The sequence below is a fragment of the Priestia sp. FSL W8-0001 genome, from assembly GCF_038050335.1.
GTDB classification, from domain to species: Bacteria; Bacillota; Bacilli; order Bacillales; family Bacillaceae_H; genus Priestia; species Priestia flexa.
The window spans coordinates 1856154-1875124 of sequence record NZ_JBBPAL010000001.1 but is presented as its reverse complement, the minus strand read 5'-3'; the positions used below and the strand labels follow the sequence as shown (position 1 = coordinate 1875124).

The window sequence follows — 18971 nt, the reverse complement described above, 5'->3', positions numbered from 1 at the left end:
GAACCTGAGCTGCGCTGCGGAACTCAGTTTGCCCTCTCTTTCCCGCGGGAGTCGAGTGTCCTACGCTCCATTCCACCCTGTTTCCAACATTGTTTTCACAATCAAGAAAAAACCTGAACGATTAAAAGTGAGGAACTCTCAACCGTTCAGGTTTATCATTGGCTGAATTACTTAGGTCCCAGCCTCTTTTTATCAATTATTTCGTTAACTGCTTAACTAACTCTGCAAAGACGGACATCGCATTAGCAATAGCATCTGGTTTTAAGAGATCAACGTTGGTAGCTTTTAATAGTTCAAGCGGATAATCCGAGCTCCCGCTTCGCAAAAATTGTAAATACGCTTCTTTTGTTCCTTTTTCCTTTTTAATAAGTCGATCAGCAATATCAATGGCTGACACAAAGCCTGTCGCATACTTATAGACATAAAATGGACGGTAAAAGTGAGGGATTCTAGCCCATCCATATTTGGTTTCTTCATCTGCTACAAGACTTGGTCCATAATATTGCTTCATTAAATCGGCATACACTTCATTAAATACCTCAGCATTTAACGCCTCTTGTTTCTGTGCTTTTTCATGCGTAATTTGTTCAAACTCGGCAAACATCACCTGCGTGAAGAAGGTTCCTTTAAACTGATCAATAAAGTGATTTAATAAGTACTTTTTCTCTTCTTCTGTTTTAGCCCGCTCAATTAAATAACGAATTAAAAGAACTTCATTGACCGTCGATGCCACTTCCGCTACAAAGATTGAATACCCAGCTTTAATTTGAGGCTGATACTGGTTTGAATAATAGCTATGCATCGCATGGCCCATTTCATGAGTAAGAGTAAACAAGCTTGATAAATCATCTTGATGATTCAATAAAACGAATGGATGAACGCCGTATAAACCTAAGTTATATGCTCCTGAGCGTTTCCCTGGTGTTTCTCTTACATCAATATATCGCTTTTCTTTAAAGCTCTTTAACGTATTGACATATTCTTCACCGAGTGGATACAAGCTCTCCAACATTGTTTCATATGCTTTATCATAGGGAATCGTTAGCTTATGATTTTTCACTAACGGGACACTTAAATCATATTGACGAAGCTCTGATAACCCAAGCTCTTTTTTTCGAATGTCCATATAATCATACAACGGCTGAATATGTGCTTTTGTTGTTTGGATTAAATTCTCATATACCTCTTTTGGAACATTATCTGAAAATAGCGCTCTTTCTAAAGTAGATGGATACTGCCTAATTTCAGACGTTGTTTTTGTATTTTTAATCGCTGAGCTTAACGTTGAAGCAATTGTATGTTGCAAATGCATGTACGGCTTGTAGTAAGCTTGGAATGCTTCTTTTCGCTTCTCTCGGTTTTTATCCTCAATTAACTTGCTATACATCCCTCTTGTTAATGTCACCTTTTCACCAGAATCAGTCGTTACTTCACCAAAACGAATGTCCGCATTATTAATCATCCCAAATGTCTGACGAGGAGAACCTAGCGCATCCCCCATTTTCGATAAAATTTCTTCTTGTTCCTTGCTTAACACGTGCTTTTTATACCGATACGACTCAAATAACGAATCCTCAAAATAAGCTAATTCTTTTACTTCGTTTATGTATGATTTAAGCGTAGATTCATCTAGTGATAATAAAAATGGCATAAAAAATGAAGTGGCGCTGCTTATTTTTTGACCTAAGTGGCTAGCTTTATCTAAAAGTGCCTGAGAAGCTGAAACTCGTGTATCTAAGTCATGTTGTAAAAACGCATATACATATAGTTTGCTATATTCATAGGTCATTTCTTCCTTTAAGTTTAAAAATTGATACAACTCTTCAGCACTTGAAATGTTTCCGTTAAAGCTATTTAATTCAGCCACCTTTTCTTCAATAAGTGCATACTGTACATGCCATTCCTCTATATTTGGATAAATGTCAGCTAAATTCCAAGTTTCTTGAACTGGTACATTCGTTCGATTTCGATAGGTTTTCATTCTTATTCCTCCCTAAATAAGTTCAATTACAACGGGACAATGATCACTTCCCAAAATGTTTGAGTGAATATCCGCACGCTTTAATCGACTTTTCAGCTGCTCTGAAATTAAAAAATAATCAATGCGCCATCCAATGTTTCGCTCTCTCACCGTACTCATATACGACCACCATGTATACATACCTTCTTGGTTTGGGTGAAGATAACGAAACGCATCAACAAATCCTTCCGCTAACAGTTGCGTCATTTTTTCTCGTTCTTCTGTTGTAAAACCTGAATTTCCTTTGTTGCTCTTGGCATTTCGTAGGTCTAGTGGTGTGTGAGCAACATTTAAGTCACCGCAAAAAACAACCGGCTTCTGCTGGTTTAGCTCTATTAAATAGCTTCTGACTGCGTCTTCCCACTCCAGTCGATAAGCAAGTCGAGTTAAGTCTCTTTTCGCATTTGGCGTGTACATTGTGACTACAAACAGCTCTTCAAATTCAAGCGTAATGACTCTTCCCTCTAAATCTTCAAAATCACGTATGCCATACGTGACGCCTAAAGGCTTTTTCTTTGTAAAAATGGCCGTTCCAGAATACCCTTTTTTTTCAGCATAGTTCCAATATTGATGATATCCTTCTGTTACTAAATCGATTTGGCCTTCTTGAAGCTTTGTTTCTTGAATACAAAATAGATCTGCGTCCACTTCGTGAAAATAGTCCATAAAGCCTTTTTTCACACATGCTCGTAACCCGTTTACATTCCATGATACTAATTTCATTTTATCAGTTGTTCTCCTTTAACTTATTCATCAGTACCTATCATTATGGCATATTCACGAAACGTAGAGAACAGATTTGCCTATATAACAAAAGGAACGTTCACAATTGAACGTTCCTTTTACATAAAACATGTTATTATTGAGCTTTCTTTAATTCCGTTGGCTGACTGTTCGCACCCACAACTGCTTGCTGAATGCGACCTTCTACCTTGTAATCAAATGGTTGCTGAAGCGTCTTTACATAAGCAATCGTAGCTTCTAAATCTTCAGGACCAACTTCCATATCTTTTGATAGTTCGCCGATTCCATATTTTGTATTGCCATACATATAGTTATTGACAACAACCGTATACTCTCTAGATGGATCTAAAGGCGTTCCATCAGGTAAAGTTAAATCAACTACTTTTAGCGTAGCTGGATCCCATGTGTAATGGAAGCCCGCAACATGAAAATCAAGTCCAGAAGCTGCAATTTGATTATTTAATACCGTTTCAAGATCAGCGCCTGAAAGGGTCACTTTGTTTAAGACATTTCCAAACGGTTGAATGGAGAACAAGTCACCAAACGTCACTTCACCGGCATCAAGCTGAGCACGCACACCGCCACCGTTCATTAAAGCAAAGTCAGAATTCATTGCGTACTTCATTCCATCAGCTAGTAAATTGCCTAACGCAACGTCTCCCACTTCACCGTTTGTCGGGTATCCTTTAGGTAATGTTGTTAATGATTCACCAACAACTTCTGCTTTGATTGGAGCCGTTTTTTCTTCATACTTGTTTAAGATAGCGGAAACCGCAGGGTCTGGTGTATAGTCCTTTTGGTATACAGTCACAACTTCTGCTTGTTTCTTACTAATGTCTCCTGTTGCAGGGTCGATTTCAATGTCTACATCCGAAAACGCAGAGCCGTATGAATACGCTTGAACGATTAATTTATTGTCAACGACTTGATTGACTTTTGCATGGTTATGAGCAGCAAAAATTACGTCTACTTCGTCATCTACCTTTTCTGCAATATCAGCAGCATCAAAAGCATCTGTTCTTCCATTTTGTACAGAAGGGTTATGAGCTAGCACAGCGATTGCTTTCACACCTTGGTCTTTGAGCTCTTTTGTATACTTGTTAATCGCCTCTGCTTCATCAGTAATTTTTAACGTTTCGTTTCCTTTTTGAACAATCATTGAAGGAGTTTCTTGCGTCACAACTCCGATAAAGCCAATCTTTTGGCCACCTACTTCTTTAACTGCGTACGGATCGGTAATTAGTTTATTTGTTGACGTATCATATGCGTTAGCTGCCACAACAGGAAAATTCATACCATCGTATCCTGGATTGCCTTTTGGATGATCTCCACCTTTGATCATGCGGTGTAGCTCAGAAATCCCTTCATCAAACTCATGGTTACCAAGCGTACCTACATCAAAGCCCATCGCTTCCATTACTTCAACCGTTGGCTCATCTTGGAATAAAGCTGAAATAAGTGGGCTTCCACCAATCATATCTCCTGAATGAACTAAAAGCGTGTTTTCATTTTCTTTTTCACGCTGTTTCATTGCCGCTGCCGTGTACTCCATGCTACCAGCAAGAACACTTTGTCCATTTAGGGTTAATTTTGTATCCGTATCTAACTGACCGTGAAGATCGTTCATGCCTAATAGCTGAACCTTAACCGGATCTGTTGAAGTTCCACCGCTTAAGTTCAGTTTAAAGATTCCAAACCCTTGGTCATTTGTTTTATTTGTGTAAGAAATGTTGCTACCTTCTTTTACATAGCTTTCTCCTTTTGGAGATGATGTAAAGGTAACATTTGCTTCTCCTTTAATCGGTGCGATAGACCAATTGTTGTCAGCAGTTGGCGTAATTTCTTTTTGTTCTGTAATATAATCCATTAAGATTTGACGATTTTCATCCGCTGAATCTACCACTAGCTCGCTACCTTTAAGACCTGGGAAGTTTCCTCCTCCACTTGCACGGTAGTTGTTCGTTACAACGATAAACTCTTGGTTTAAATCGATTGGCTTGCCATTATAGGTTAAGTTCGTAACACGGCTTGAATTTGCGTTAATAACATTACCATTCCCATCGTATTTAGCTGGCTTTGTTACATCAATTTGATACTGAACCCCATCAATTACGTCGAAGTTGTATACAGGGAAGGAAGGATTTAAAAGTTCTTGCTCTTCCGATTTCCCTGGCGTAATTTGATTAAACTTTCCAGCTGACATTTCAATCCATTCTTTCACAACTGAACCTTTTACTTTGACTGCTTTCAACGTGTTGTCATACAAATACAAATCGCCCGCACTGCGAATAGTTAAGTCGCCTTTTTTAATCTCTGTAAATTCATTTACGCCATTTCGACCCGCTTTAAACGGAGCACCAACTGATAGAATTGGAAGGTCTTTGTATTCCGGCTTATTGTCCGCAATATATTTTTCTGCGTACCACTTTTGAGCATTTGTTACAACTTGAATAGATGGGTCATCTTGAACCAGCGCAAAGTAGCTGTGAATATCATCCGTTGTTTTACCGATTGGCGTATTTACGTAGTTCACTGTGTTCATATGATCTTTTTGAATCGCTTTTAAAATCTTTTTATCAGATTCCACCGTGCTTTGCGTTACTGTTTTTCCTGTTTGTGGATCTTTTACATCTTTATAAATCTCTCTTGTTGAAGACTGTGAGTTTATAACAGACCACTTGCCCTTTTTCTTTTCTAAAGACAGGTCAATTAAGCCGAGAGAACCTCCGCCGTACCCTGCTTGTACAGCTGGCACACCGTTAATTGTTCCTTTTGCATTATCTACGCCTGGAAGCGGCTTTTTATTTACGTCTAAGAATAGACCATCAAGCGCTGCTTCTGTTTTTGCCGGGAACACTTTATGCGTATGAGAGAACGTAATCGCATCGATGCCTTTTACTTCACTTAGGGCATAAATCGTATCTTCGGAGTTATCTTTGTTGCTGCTAAATCCAGAATGAGCAAGGGCAATGACAACATCCGCTCCCTTTTTCTTCATTTCTGGTACAAACTTGTTCGCTGTGTCTACAATATCTTTCGTAATGACTTTACCATCTAGCTTTGCTTTATCCCACTCATTAATTTGTGGAGGGACAAAGCCGATAAAACCTACTTTAATAACGTGCTTCTTTCCGTTCTCATCCACAACTTTTTTATTCACAATTTTGTAAGGAGTAAATTTATTTTTATCATTTTTAGGATTGTTATCGTGATCGTCAATATATACGTTGGCGTTAATATAAGGAAAGTCAGCGTCATTATAAGCTTCTTCCAAATAATCTAAGCCGTAGTTAAATTCATGATTTCCTAGAGTCGCAACATCATAGTCCATTTCGTTCATTGCTTTAAAGACAGGATGAACTTCACCTTTTTTAAGTGGTTTTACCGTCGCTTTATATGTACCTAACGGTGTCCCTTGAATTAAATCACCATTATCAACTAATAAACTGTTTTTCACTTCGCTGCGCGCTTGCTTAACAAGCGAAGCCGTCTTCACTAATCCTACTTTTTCATAAGGAGCATCTTTGTAATAATCATAGTTTAATAGATTCGTATGAATATCAGTTGTTTCCATTAAGCGCATTTTGACAATTGAATCTTTCTTTCCTGGATGCTTCTCTTTTTTTCAGATGAATTCTGGTGGTTCTCATGATTACTAGAAGCAGATACAGTTGTTGTTACAAGAGGCATTGATAATAACGATAACGCCAAAGAGGTTGATAATATTTTTTTCGCTTTGTTGTGTTTACCCTTTTTCATGTATCATTCACCTTTCAAGTAGATTAGTAGACTGTTCAAAAATAGTATAGCAGAAAAGATTTTAAATAAGTTGTAAATTTTTTGACTTGTTCGTAAATAATCTTTTACACGTCGTTAACATACCTACATTTTGGAAATAAAAGGGGAAATGATAGGTATTTTAAATCATTTTATTTTTCGGATTTTTTGTTAGAAAACCTATCCATATACCCTTAACTCTGTCATACTCTCTGACAAACTACAGAAAAATCTAAAATCCTACAAAAATATTAGCTTCTTCGACAAACCAAAAAATTTTATGGTCTATTGGGGTTTTATATTCCAAAAAGAATAACAAAACTCTTAAATAACTATATTAAAAAAGCAACAACTTAAAATCTATCTGGTTAGATTGCCTTCCATCAACTAGTTATTTTTACTTATTTTTCATTATGCAGATAAAAAAGAGAACCTAATGTTTTATTTTAGGTCCTCTTTTTCATTTATAGCTATTTAAAATCTGCTTGTAAAAGCTGTATTTCTTGCTCTACTAACGAAACAAATCGTTCGTTTTCTTCAATTTCAAATATGTGAATCGATTTTTGGAGACAGGATAGCCCTTCTTCACTTTTGCCAATTTTATATAAGGACTCACCTACCTGATAATGTAGCTCTCCCAATAAATATAGAGTTTCATGCTTTACACAGAGCTCTAGACCAAGTCTTCCGTACTTAATTGACTTTTCATAACGCTCCATATCACACAGCGCTTTTGAAAGTCCATAGAGAATGCGAATTTTTACAAGCGGATCTTTTAATTTAGGAAGAAGCGTAATATGTTGTAGAGCTTCCATATACGCACTAAATGCTTTTTTCAAATCTCCTTCTTCCTCATAAATGATGGCAATGCTGTTCAAGATTGCAATTTCTTTTTCAGAATAAAAATGTTCACTTGTGCGAGTAAACGAAATAGCTCGCTCTAATTTTTCTAGAGCTGTTGGAAAAGAGTGATGAATATAATAATCACAAATCGCTTCGTGCCATAAAAAGAACTGAGCATGAAACGGATCTTGAAACATCGGGTTTTTCTTTTCTTTGTTTACTACATGCAACACCATTTCATAATTTCTCTTGCGAATATAATAGCGAATGGTCTCTTTAATTTCTTTGGAATAGTCATTAGGAGTTAACTCTCCTACTTCAAAAAAATAATTCATAGATACGCCTAGACGCTTTGATATTTTATATAAAATGTCACCCTGAATTGCTTTTGCTCCTGTTTCATACAAATCAAGTTCTTCTTTGGAACATATCCCGTCAGAAAGTTCTTCTTGAGATAACTTGGCTATATTTCTTAGATTTTGAATAAGTTTTCCTACATGCTGTCTGTCGTTCAAGAAATCACCTTATTTATTATCAATAAAACCTGTTTAAACAACGTTCTATCATATTTTATAAGTCTATTGTACCATTTTATTCATTTTTGAATCAACAGAAACAAGAAAATAATTCCAAACAAAAAGCAATATTCATAGCTTTACACTGAGATTAAGCATGATATATACTCCTCGTTTAAAAACAAAAAATGAGGGTATTTTATTCATAAAACAACTGTTACTTAAGGAGTTGAAAATTTTGATTATTATTTACTTAAGCCTTGCACTTATAATTGTCTCTGCTTGCTTTTTCATTTATCGCGTAATTTCCTTTAAAAAAGAAATTACGCCAACTATGGATCAAATGACGACAGCAAATGAAACGATTCAACAGGGCATCTCTTCTATACAATACCAATCAAATCAGTTATCAGAAACTCAGGCTGTCATAATAAATGATATTGCTTATAAACAAGCAGCATTCTTATATACAATCGATACGTGTAAAAAAGTAGTTAAAAAGAGACTGAGACATAAGTAGTTCAGCCTCTACTATACCTGAACGATTGAGAGTTCATAACTTTTAATCGTTCAGGTTTTTTGGTTGATTGGGAAAAACTAGTTTGGAAACAGGGCGGAATGGAGCGTAGGACACTCGACTCCTGCGGGAAAGAGAGGGAAAACGGAGATCCCGCAGCGCAGCGAGGAAGCTCAGGTTCCTCCCCGCGGAAAGCGAGTGGCCGTAGCGCAATGGAACGAACGTGTTGAGACAAATCAAAGAGATGGGAACAGCTAGTGTTCGTCTTTTAGAAGCCATCATTTTGTTATGTCCCAAACTCTTTTCCTAATTAACCGTTATTTCGTCATTTTTTGTAACAGGAGAAATCGTTCGATCTTGATGATATATAGCGTTAATCTCACCGCCAATTACCAGAATTAATCCCGTTAAGAATAACCATAGCATTAGCACAATGACGCCTCCTAAGCTTCCATAAGTAGCTGAATAGTTACCAAAATTACTGACATAAAATGAAAAGCCAAGAGACGTGAGCTGCCACAGAAGCGTTGCTGCCACAGCACCAGGCCATACGTGTGCAAAAGGAAACTTTTTATTCGGCGCTAATCGGTATAACATAGATAACACAGCAATCATAATTGTGATCGCTACAATCCATCTTAAAACGCTTAAAAATGTCCCAAAGCTAGTTGGCAGCCCCCAGCTTACTAAAGCTTTTAAAATAACACCGCCAAATACAGGTAAAATAAGTGCAATTACAAGTGTTAAAATCAATCCAATTGTTAGCAGTATCGATAAGCCACGCACTTTTATAAACGAGCGAGTTTCTTTTACATTATACGCTTCATTCATCGCTCGCATAAATGCGTTCATTCCATTTGATGCTGACCAAATTGTTCCTAAAATACCGATTGTTAATAAGCCACCATTTGGGTTATTAATAAACTGAACAACATTTTCTTTAAATATATCTGCTGTTTCAGCTGGCATAGCACTTTCTAACACCTTTATCGCATCGTTTGCATCAAGGGATAAATAAGGTATGATGGATAACAGTAAAATTAGCATCGGAAACAGCGAAAGCATGTAATAATACGCTTGTTCTGCCGCAAGCCCAGTTGCATTATCTTCTTTAATTTCAGTTATTAGTTTTTTTACAAAACCTACGATTCCTTGCATTGAATCCCCCATTCCTTCACTTACTCAACTCTTTAATTCCCGATTTTCCTCTTCTTTAATCCTTTTTCTATTCTTCTCTTTGAAGAGGTAGCGTACAACATCGAAACGATCCTCCTGATTTAATAATCTCAGAAATATCAATTTCAACCACTTCAAACCCTCTCATACGAAGGGTTTCATTTACTTGATTATTTACAGGTAAACTAATAAGCGTTTTATTCCCAATTGAAAATACGTTCGTCCCCAATGTAAACTGCTCTTTTTCGGTTACTTCAATTAAGTCAAATCGTTCTTTTAATAATGCTATTTCCCTTTTATCAAGAGCCTCGGGATAAATTAACGCTTCTGTTTTAGAAATAATATTGAAAACGCAATCCAAGTGCAAATAACCGTCTTTAATAGGAATGGGTATAACATTCATATGCGGAAGTTGTTCTTGGACCTGCTTAATAGCCTCCGTGGTCGTTCTCCCACTCACGCCAATGTAAATGTCTTTTCCATCGATAATTACATCGCCGCCTTCAATTGAGTCACCCTTTACTTGATAATAAGATAGGTTATGATTGTTCAACCATTCTGTCAAATAAGCTTCTTCACCTTCACGAATATCGCTTCCCATTTTGGAAACAAGAACCGCGTGGCCAAGTACATATCCAATGTCTCGTGTAAACACTTGTTCTGGAAACCTTTTGTCTGCTTTTAGCTCAATGACGTTAATTCCTTGTGTACGAAGGTACTCTACAAATGTTTTATGCTGCTTACTAGCTTTGGTTTCATCAATATTTTCTCCAGCATAATGCTTTTGTGTTTCATTAATTATTTCTTTAATTTCCATATATGTAGGAGGACAAACAATTACTTCTTTTAAAATGCCGTATTCCGTTTGACAAACGGAGGATTTTTCTAGATTCATCAAAACACCTACCCAAATAATTGTATAGTGTAGTGTTCCTTTTTTATGAAGAAAATAAACAAGTTTTTATTTCTTACAACCAGCAATTAATTTGCTACTAAAAGTGCCAAATAACTTCTATTTGTATCATTGTTTGTTATAAAATAGGCTAGTAGTTATATAGAAACGGAGGTTATTATGGAAAAGCTATCTACAATTTTATATCGATATCGTAAACTTTTTCTAGCTATGTGGCTTGTTTTGATTGTTACATTTGGTTATTTTGCTCTGAAACTCCCATCTGTTTTGGGAGGTAACGGCTTTGAGATGGAGGGTGAATTTAAACAAACCCAACAGCTTCTTGTTGATGAATTTGACGTCAGCGAATCTCAAGCGATTGTTTTGTTTGAAAAGAAAGATGACGTCTCATATGAAGAGCTTATTAAGAGCGCAAGCAATTACTTAGAGAAAATTAATACAAAGGACTATGTGTTAAAGATTGACGCTCCTTCTCTAGATAGTAGTACAATTGATGGCAACTTTGCGTATGGCATTATTCACTTCAACAAAGCAGCTGTCGATTTAGATAATGAAATTAATGAGCTTCAAGATATTCCAATTGAAAATGATGAAATTAGAGTGAAGCTAACAGGCGAACCTGTTATTGTTCAGGATATGAATACAGCTAGCCAAAAAGATTTAGCAAAAGCTGAAGCAATTGGAATCCCTGTAGCACTCATTGTTTTATTACTTGCTTTTGGTGGCGTTATTGCAGCTGGCATTCCTTTAATTATTGGTATCGTGACGGTTATTACCACAATGGGAATTGTCTATTTCTTTCATCATGTGACACCATTGTCAATCTTTATCTTAAATGTTGTACCGATGATTGGATTAGCTTTAAGTATTGATTTTGCCCTTCTATTTATTAATCGTTTTAAAGAAGAGCTCGTACATAACAGCGTAGAAAACGCTGTGAAAAAGACCATTCAAACTGCTGGGCGCTCGGTCATTTTCTCCGGATTTTGCGTATTTATTGGGCTTGCTGGAATGTTATTCATACAAGTAGACATTTTCCAAAACGTAGCGTTAGGAGGTATGGCGGTTGTATTTGTAGCTGTCTTATCAGCGGTTACATTACTGCCAGCTATTTTAGCAATGCTTGGCGAAAAAGTAAATCGCTTGCGTATCCTGCGCACAAATGATCAATCGGGTCAATCAAAATGGCGTTCTTTTGCTCATTTTGTAATGAAACGACCGGTCATTATGACGCTCGTCTCCCTTGTTATTTTGTTAACAGCACTTCTTCCTATTAAAGATATGCAGCTGGAAATCCCATCTTCTGAAGCCCTGCCAGATAACTATGATTCAAAAAAGGCTTTAGAAGTTTACAATGAGCGTTTTACGGACGAAACAACCACCGATGTCTTCTTTGTGTTAAAAAGCAATGGTGATATGTTAGCACAAGGTTCTCTAAATGATGCCGTACCGTTTATTCATCAAATAGAAGATGATAATTTGGTCAGTAAGGTTGACTCTTTACCTACTGCATTAAAAGTAGATTCAGGGAAAGAACTTAGCCAACTATTGAACAACCAACAGTTAGAGACTCAAACTAAGCCAGCGGTTGAGTCATTTGTAAATAATGATTATATGCTTGTAAAAGTAACATTGGATACAAAACAAAGTTCCAACGAAGCAAAAGAATTTGTAAAGACGTGGGCTGCTAAAACACCAGGTGATCTTGAACTGTATGTAGGAGGATATCCAAAGTTTGAGCAAGAAATTTTTGATGAAATATATGAAAAAGCTCCTTACGGCTTATTGTTAGTTCTGGTATCTACGTATTTAATCCTTATGATTGCCTTTCGTTCTGTCTTAATTCCACTGAAAGCAATTATTATGAACATTTTAAGCTTAACAGCTACTTTCGGATTGCTTGTTTGGCTTTTCCAAGGGGGACATTTCGGCTTAACAGAGTCTAATATTGCCTTAGTCCTTCCCGTATTTGTGTTTGGACTAGTATTTGGATTAAGTATGGATTATGAGGTATTCTTAATTTCACGCATTCATGAAGTGTATGAACAAACAGGCGATAATAACTTAGCAACTGTTGAAGGGTTAGCTTCAACTAGTAAAATTATTACAAGTGCCGCTCTCATTATGATTGTGATTACAGGTGCATTTGCGTTTACTGGCATTACACCTGTCAAACAAATGGGCGTTGGTATCGCGCTTGCTATCTTTATTGATGCTACGGTTGTTCGGATGCTGCTTGTCCCTTCTCTTATGAAGTTATTAGGCAATGCAAACTGGTGGTTTTTTGGTAAAAAAACTACCAAAGCAAACACACAGCTAAATAAATAAAAAAATGAGGCTGGGACATAACTAGCCAAAAATAATGAAAAAGGGTTCTCATCATCGCATTTTGATGATGAGAACCCTTTTTTGTTGATCTGTTTGATTGGTCTATGCACATTTTACGCTGGAGGCGATGTACTTTCGTACATTCACCGCCATGAACGCAAACCCTAATTCGTTTTTCACGTTCTCTTTGCCTCTTACGGACATTCGAGTGAAACGCAAATTAGCCTTCAGATATCCAAAAACTGGTTCTACGTCAATCTTACGTTTTCCGTAGATTTTACCCGTTTTTTCTTCTGAAAGCAGCTGTTGAATGCTTTTCTTTTGTTGTTCCCACTTTTCGTTATAATGGATTCTTCGGTTCTTTCCTTCCTTCGCCTTCGTACATTGTGAACGAAAAGGACAACCTGAACAGTCTTCACATTCGTACACATTGAATAACCTTGTAAATCCGTAACGGTCTGTGCGATGCGATTTGTAACGAAACGTCAACTTATTCCCGTTGGGACAAGTAAAGGAATCATCTTCTTCATGATAATCCCAATTCGCTGTCTGAAATGGGTCATTCTTAACGCGTTTTTTCTTCTCTTTTCGATACATACTATATGTGATAAGAGGCGTACGCTTTCTGTTCTGCACATCGAGGTAATTCTCTTCACTTCCATATCCCGCATCTGCGACAATATAGTCTGGGAGTTCGAAGTAGTGATGTTCAATTGCGTCAAGAAACGGACAAAGTGTTCGTGTGTCCGTTGGATTTGAAAAGACATCGTAAGCAAGTGTATATTGACCTTCTGTCGCAATTTGCACATTATACCCCGCCTTCAGTTGGCCATTCTTCATGTAGTCATCCTTCATACGCATAAACGTGGCATCATGATCTGTTTTTGAATAACTATTCCGTTCGTTAAAAATCTCCATGTCTTTTTCATACTTTAACTTACGTTTCACAAAGTCTTGAAATTGCTTATACGCTTTCTTCGGTTCTTTTCTGCTTGATCGCAGTTGTTTTCGTTCATCGGCATCTTCACTTGCTTCAATTTCTTTTGTCAACTCTTCAACCTTTTCTTCTAATTTTTTAGTGATTAGAGATAATTCTTCAACAGAAAGTTCGTCCGAACTTTCTCGTTCGATCTGTGGAATAATTTCTCTTTCTACTAGTTCGTCATACAGCTGGGTTGATTTCTCCAAGAGGCTCGCACTATACTTTTCGATTGATTTGCGCCAGACAAATGTGAACTTATTGGCATTTGCTTCAATCTTCGTTCCATCAATGAAGATTGCTTCATTATCAATCTCGTTCTCTTGAATAAGCTGACATCGAAACTGGACAAAGCACTCACGAAGAAGCACTTGAACTTCTGGGTGAACACGAAATCGATTGATTGTCCGATAGCTCGGTTCGTAACCTTGAGCTAGCCACATCATACGTATACTATCTTTGAGAAGCGCTTCAATTTTTCTTCCTGAAAAAACTGACTGTGTGTAGGCACATAAAATGATTTTCATCATCATGCGTGGATGGTAAGCAGGACACCCCGTTTTCTGTAAGAAGCCGGCAAAGGCTTCATCTGGAATATGTTCAACGAGATGGTGAACGGCGAAGGCAATATCATTTTCTTGTAATTTTATTTCTAAATCTAAAGGCAAAACCACTTGATTCATGTTATAATCTTTAAACATAAGGACCCTTCTTTCCGATAAGATTTTGTATGGTAACTTTATTTTATCAGAAGTGGTCCTTATTTTAATGTAAAAATAAACAAAGCCGGTGAAATTTTACTCGTCGTAAAATTTCACCGGCTTTTTCGGTTCAGAGGAGGGTTTTGTCCCAGCCTCATTTTTGGATAGCAAACAAATCCTCTAAGCGATCACTCATATAACGATATGAATCTTCAACGCCTAAGTTATAGAACTCGACAGCTATTTTATCAATGAAGAAATCAAGCAGTAAGCCCGCTGCTAACTCTCCAATTTCTTCATCACGTTCATTTAAAAAATACGTTTGAATTTCTTCAATTAATACTTTCTTTTTTTCTTTTGATATTGTCAAAGACTTGCTCATCCTTGTCTTACCGTTGCGTAAGCAATGATGCCTTCTTCGTCATCTAACTCTAATTCTAAACCTGTTGAGAATGGATCAATGTTCATCTGCGTATCTAACCACAAGCGCAGTGCCTCAATGATATTTAACGTAATATGGACCTGCTTTCGATCATTTACGTATGACTCAGCTGAAAAGCCATAGTCGTCATCATACATCAATTCGACCTCAACTTCCTGAGGCTGCACCTGCTTTTTATCAGCAATATACAGACACATTGCATTGATAATGTCCTGTTCCGAGATTTTTAGTTTCTCCAAGAGTTCACTTCCTGTTCTTTACGCTTGTTACGTTTAATGCTTTGAAATAGTCGAATGACGATTAAAATAAGAGCTACAATTGCTAATGCATTAATTAAGAAGCCGATTACTGGACCTAATGCACCTAAATTTCCTAACATACTACCAAATAGTAATCCTGCAAGTCCACCGAATAATAGTCCTTTCATTAAACCACCACGGTTAGTACTTGCTGTGTTCGTTGATTTTGAGTTATTTGTTGTGTTGTTCTTTTGATTTACAGAAGAATTGCTGTTTGTATTATTGTTGTTCTTAAACATGCTTGGTTGATTGCTGTTTCCGCTATCAAAAGAACGCTTTCCTGATTTATAACCTTTTGCACTTACAATGGTTGAGCTATCTTGAACCAATGCTCCACCTATTGGTGAAAACATAATCGTAAGCGTTACACAAGCTGCTAATACTTTTTTTAACATGAATTTTTGCCCCCTACTATTAGTTACATACGTAAAATTTTCTACGTAACTTGTACTACGTTTCATCGTATCAAAAGGTTTCATTTTTTTATATAAAAATGAAGTAATTGCCCAAAAACGTTCACAATCTTATGATTGGTTACCTACTTAATCAAAAAAGCTGCTTATATCCATGTTGCAAAGAATATGAGCAGCTTCTACAAACCTCGTATTTTATTAGTCAATTACTTTTGGATTGTGAATAACCTGTAACTCTTTCGTTGCTTGTTGCATTTCACTTTTACAAAGCGGGCACGTTGGTTGGTCACCGCTCTTAAAGTTATCGCGAACCCAACACTTACAACTATCTGACGTACATTCCCATACTTTAGTTTCTTCAATTACAGCTGGTTCAACATTTTTTCGGTTATACATAGACATAATCTCCTTTTAAAGTAATCTATTATCCGTCTTCATATGGGTATCATCATGAGTTTATTAAAATGGAGCATATCGGTAAATGACCTATCTTGAAGAATTTAATATTATCATGAGAGAAACGAATCAAAGATGGAGTTTTATTATAAGATTATAAGCGTATGTTTAACATAAAGCATATACGCTTAAATGAGGATACAATAGTAAAAAAATTACGTGTTTTTATTATAGCAGAGTTTAGAAAAAAATTCAATAATACTATATTTTTAGGAATTTGACAACTATATTTTATTCATTGCACAAAAGAAACTCAGCATCTCTGCTGAGTTTCTTTACATAATTATTTTTATGATATTAGCGTACTTGACCATTTCCGCTCATTACATATTTAATTGTTGTTAGTGCCGGCAAGCCCATTGGTCCTCTTGCATGAAGTTTTTGAGTTGAAATTCCAATTTCCGCTCCAAAACCAAGCGCTCCACCGTCTGTAAAGCGAGTCGAAGCATTATGATAAAGAGCTGCTGCATCTACTAACGCCATAAACTTTTTCACAACATTTTCATCTTCTGTAATCACAGCCTCTGAATGCTTCGTGCCATATACTTCAATGTGTTCAATTGCTTCATCTACGTTTGAAACAACCTTCATCGCAATTGCAAGGCGTAAATATTCCTCTGCCCAATCTGCTTCTTTTGCTTCTTTGGCACCAGGAATTGTAGCAAGTGTGCGCTCGTCACCAAACACTTCAATATTAAAGTCTTTAAACGCTTGAATTAAACGGTCGCTGTTTTGCTCAAGCCACTTTTCATGAACTAATACCGTTTCAGCTGCGTTACATACTGCTGGGCGATCCGTTTTAGCATTGATTAGAATCGAAATAGCTTTTTCAACATCTGCGTGTTCATCAATATAAAGATGACAATTCCCTACTCCTGTTTCTAATACAGGAACCGTCGCATTATTTACAACAGCCTGAATCAATGATGCACCGCCGCGTGGAATTAATACGTCAATATGCTCTTTCATCGTGAAGAGCTGCTGCGTTGCTTCACGATTTGTACTCGCAATAAATTGGACAGCTTCTTTAGGAATTTCTGTTTTATCTAATGCTTTATGCATGACTTCGACAATCGCTTTGTTGGAATGAATTGCAGAAGAACCACCTTTTAACACAATCGCATTACCTGATTTTAACGCAAGACCTGTAGCATCAACCGTTACGTTTGGTCTCGCTTCGTAAATCATTCCAATTACTCCAAGTGGAACGCGAACTTGTTTAACATTTAAACCATTTTCAAGCGTCCACTCTGTTAAAATATCTCCTGTTGGATCATCAAGCTTCGATACCTGCCTTAGTCCATCTGCAAAATCTTTTACACGTTCAACAGATAATGCTAAACGATCCATTAGCGCATCATCAAAGCCTTTTTCTTTTCCATTTTCTAAATCTTTTTCATTTGCTTTTAAAATGTTATCCGTGTGCTCTTCAAGTACATCTGCAATTGTTAAAAGCGCTTTGTTTTTTTGTTCTGTTGTTAATAGACTAAGCTGCTTTGCACCTTTTTTAGCTAACACCGCTTGTTGCTTAACCGAAATATCTTCCTTTACCTGTACCACAAAATCACTCCTGGATAAGATTTACAATATTTTTTTTAATATTATGATTATTTTTGTTACATCATTATACCATAGATTTGTCGTTCTTCGATTGTTTAATTAAAGGCCTACCGGAATCGGAATTTCGACGTGACAAACCATTCCTTCACTGTCAACAACGGGTTCATTCATTTCTTGGTTTTGAGCTAATTCTTCTGAAGAATAATTCGAAACACCTAATGCAAGCTCTTGCTCATCAACATCTAAGATTCGAACAACGGAGTCTTCTTCAAAGTGACCTTTTATAAACTTAATGTGTTCTCGTAGCAGCGGCTTCTTTTCTTCCACAATCGCCGTTTTTGCTTCGTCTTTAATTACTATTTCCCCTTCAGGCCCTGAGTTAAACGCAATCCACTGTTCTTTTTGACTTAAGTTAACAGCGTCTTCTCCTGCTTCGAAATACGTTCCAAATGCTTCACCCAACACCGCTTCTGTTAAAATGTTTGGAACGCCTGCTTTTCCTAGGAATGAAGGAATTCCTGAAGCCATTGAAATTTTAAACGCATCAATTTTTGAGCGCATACCACCTGTGCCAACTGAGCTTCCAGAGTCTCCAGCACCTTCTTCAATTTCTGGCGTAATTTCAGATACGTGTGATAATAGCTCCGCATCTGGATTTTCACGAGGATCTGCGCTATATAATCCGTCAATATCAGATAGGATGATAAGTAAATCTGAATCAACTAACCCTGCAACTTTAGCAGATAGCGTATCATTATCTCCAAACTTTAGACGATTAATAGTCACCGTATCATTTTCATTGACAATCGGTACAATTCCTCGTTCTAACAGTACGTTAATGGTATTACGTGCATTGTTATATCTGCTTTCGTCAGAGAAATCATCTCGTGTAATTAAAATTTGTGACGCGACGTAGCCATGAGATAAGAACAGCTCGGAGTATGCTTCCATTAAAAGTCCTTGGCCAATGGATGCGGCCGCTTGTTTTTCAGGTAATGAGCTAGGTCTTTCTAAACAACCAAGCTTTCTGTAACCTGCCGCTACTGCACCGGATGAAACAAGCAGTACCTCATGACCTTGATCTTTCAACTCGACTACTTGGTCAACAAGCCTCTCCAATTTCTTTCGGCTAATCTCACCGTGTGAACTTGTTAAAGAACTGCTGCCAATCTTAATTACAACCCGCTTCTTGCCATCGGGACTCATCAAATCACTCCTAGTTAATTCATTTCTTTTGTTTTATTGATTTATAAATATGAGGATAGTAACGAAGAATATGAAGTTATGG

At 37.0% G+C, this 18971-nt stretch carries 14 protein-coding genes and 1 pseudogene; 2 read left to right on the top strand and 13 right to left on the bottom strand.

Annotated features, from left to right (window positions below; genetic code table 11):
- Positions 1–196: 196 nt before the first annotated feature.
- The 4 genes and pseudogenes from pepF to MKZ18_RS09855 all read right to left on the bottom strand — a co-directional run bounded on the left by pepF (position 197) and on the right by MKZ18_RS09855 (position 7899).
- Positions 197–1981, bottom strand: a complete 1785-nt coding sequence (gene pepF / locus MKZ18_RS09870) for an oligoendopeptidase F (protein ID WP_144594278.1) — start codon at positions 1979–1981, stop codon at positions 197–199.
- Positions 1982–1993: 12 nt separating this feature from the next.
- Positions 1994–2743 carry an exodeoxyribonuclease III gene (locus MKZ18_RS09865; protein WP_061786689.1) on the bottom strand — a complete coding sequence of 250 codons (750 nt, stop codon included), beginning with the start codon at positions 2741–2743 and terminating at the stop codon, positions 1994–1996.
- Between the two features lie 136 nt (positions 2744–2879).
- Positions 2880–6523, bottom strand: a pseudogene (locus MKZ18_RS09860) (bifunctional 2',3'-cyclic-nucleotide 2'-phosphodiesterase/3'-nucleotidase).
- Positions 6524–7011: 488 nt separating this feature from the next.
- Positions 7012–7899 carry a helix-turn-helix domain-containing protein gene (locus MKZ18_RS09855; RefSeq protein ID WP_061786626.1) on the bottom strand — a complete coding sequence of 296 codons (888 nt, stop codon included), beginning with the start codon at positions 7897–7899 and terminating at the stop codon, positions 7012–7014.
- Between the two features lie 238 nt (positions 7900–8137).
- On the opposite strand from MKZ18_RS09855, the gene MKZ18_RS09850 reads away from it, so the two are divergent.
- A complete protein-coding gene (locus MKZ18_RS09850) occupies positions 8138–8419 on the top strand; it encodes a hypothetical protein (RefSeq protein WP_062686287.1) in 282 nt (93 codons plus the stop codon).
- A 303-nt stretch (positions 8420–8722) separates the two neighbouring features.
- Here MKZ18_RS09850 and MKZ18_RS09845 read toward each other — a convergent pair whose 3' ends face one another.
- Positions 8723–9574: a YihY/virulence factor BrkB family protein gene (locus tag MKZ18_RS09845; protein WP_061786096.1), complete on the bottom strand. Its 852-nt coding sequence runs from the start codon at positions 9572–9574 to the stop codon at positions 8723–8725.
- 67 nt (positions 9575–9641) lie between these two features.
- Entirely contained in the window at positions 9642–10487 is an 846-nt protein-coding gene (locus MKZ18_RS09840; protein ID WP_035320542.1) for a dimethylarginine dimethylaminohydrolase family protein, read from the bottom strand.
- 177 nt (positions 10488–10664) lie between these two features.
- Here MKZ18_RS09840 and MKZ18_RS09835 point away from each other — a divergent pair, with 177 nt between their 5' ends.
- Entirely contained in the window at positions 10665–12833 is a 2169-nt protein-coding gene (locus MKZ18_RS09835) for an MMPL family transporter (protein WP_061786097.1), read from the top strand.
- A gap of 102 nt (positions 12834–12935) precedes the next feature.
- On the opposite strand, the gene MKZ18_RS09830 is transcribed toward MKZ18_RS09835, so the two are convergent.
- The 7 genes from MKZ18_RS09830 to proB all read right to left on the bottom strand — a co-directional run bounded on the left by MKZ18_RS09830 (position 12936) and on the right by proB (position 18889).
- Positions 12936–14513 carry an IS1182 family transposase gene (locus MKZ18_RS09830; RefSeq protein WP_138116520.1) on the bottom strand — a complete coding sequence of 526 codons (1578 nt, stop codon included), beginning with the start codon at positions 14511–14513 and terminating at the stop codon, positions 12936–12938.
- Positions 14514–14667: 154 nt separating this feature from the next.
- Complete coding sequence (locus tag MKZ18_RS09825; protein ID WP_224840170.1) at positions 14668–14883, bottom strand: DUF2164 domain-containing protein; 216 nt, start codon at positions 14881–14883, stop codon at positions 14668–14670.
- Between the two features lie 8 nt (positions 14884–14891).
- On the bottom strand, positions 14892–15194 hold the full coding sequence (locus MKZ18_RS09820; protein ID WP_025908439.1) for a YxcD family protein: 303 nt from the start codon (positions 15192–15194) through the stop codon (positions 14892–14894).
- Positions 15182–15649: a hypothetical protein gene (locus MKZ18_RS09815; protein ID WP_061786098.1), complete on the bottom strand. Its 468-nt coding sequence runs from the start codon at positions 15647–15649 to the stop codon at positions 15182–15184. The genes MKZ18_RS09820 and MKZ18_RS09815 overlap by 13 nt, the downstream gene beginning before the upstream one ends.
- Before the next feature lie 216 nt (positions 15650–15865).
- Positions 15866–16063 (bottom strand): cold-shock protein, encoded by a 198-nt coding sequence (locus MKZ18_RS09810; RefSeq protein WP_025908441.1) that lies wholly within the window; start codon positions 16061–16063, stop codon positions 15866–15868.
- Positions 16064–16420: 357 nt separating this feature from the next.
- Positions 16421–17683, bottom strand: coding sequence for a glutamate-5-semialdehyde dehydrogenase (locus MKZ18_RS09805; RefSeq protein ID WP_144594337.1), 1263 nt, complete (start codon positions 17681–17683; stop codon positions 16421–16423).
- A gap of 99 nt (positions 17684–17782) precedes the next feature.
- Positions 17783–18889 (bottom strand): glutamate 5-kinase, encoded by a 1107-nt coding sequence (gene proB / locus MKZ18_RS09800; RefSeq protein WP_025908443.1) that lies wholly within the window; start codon positions 18887–18889, stop codon positions 17783–17785.
- Positions 18890–18971 lie beyond the last annotated feature (82 nt).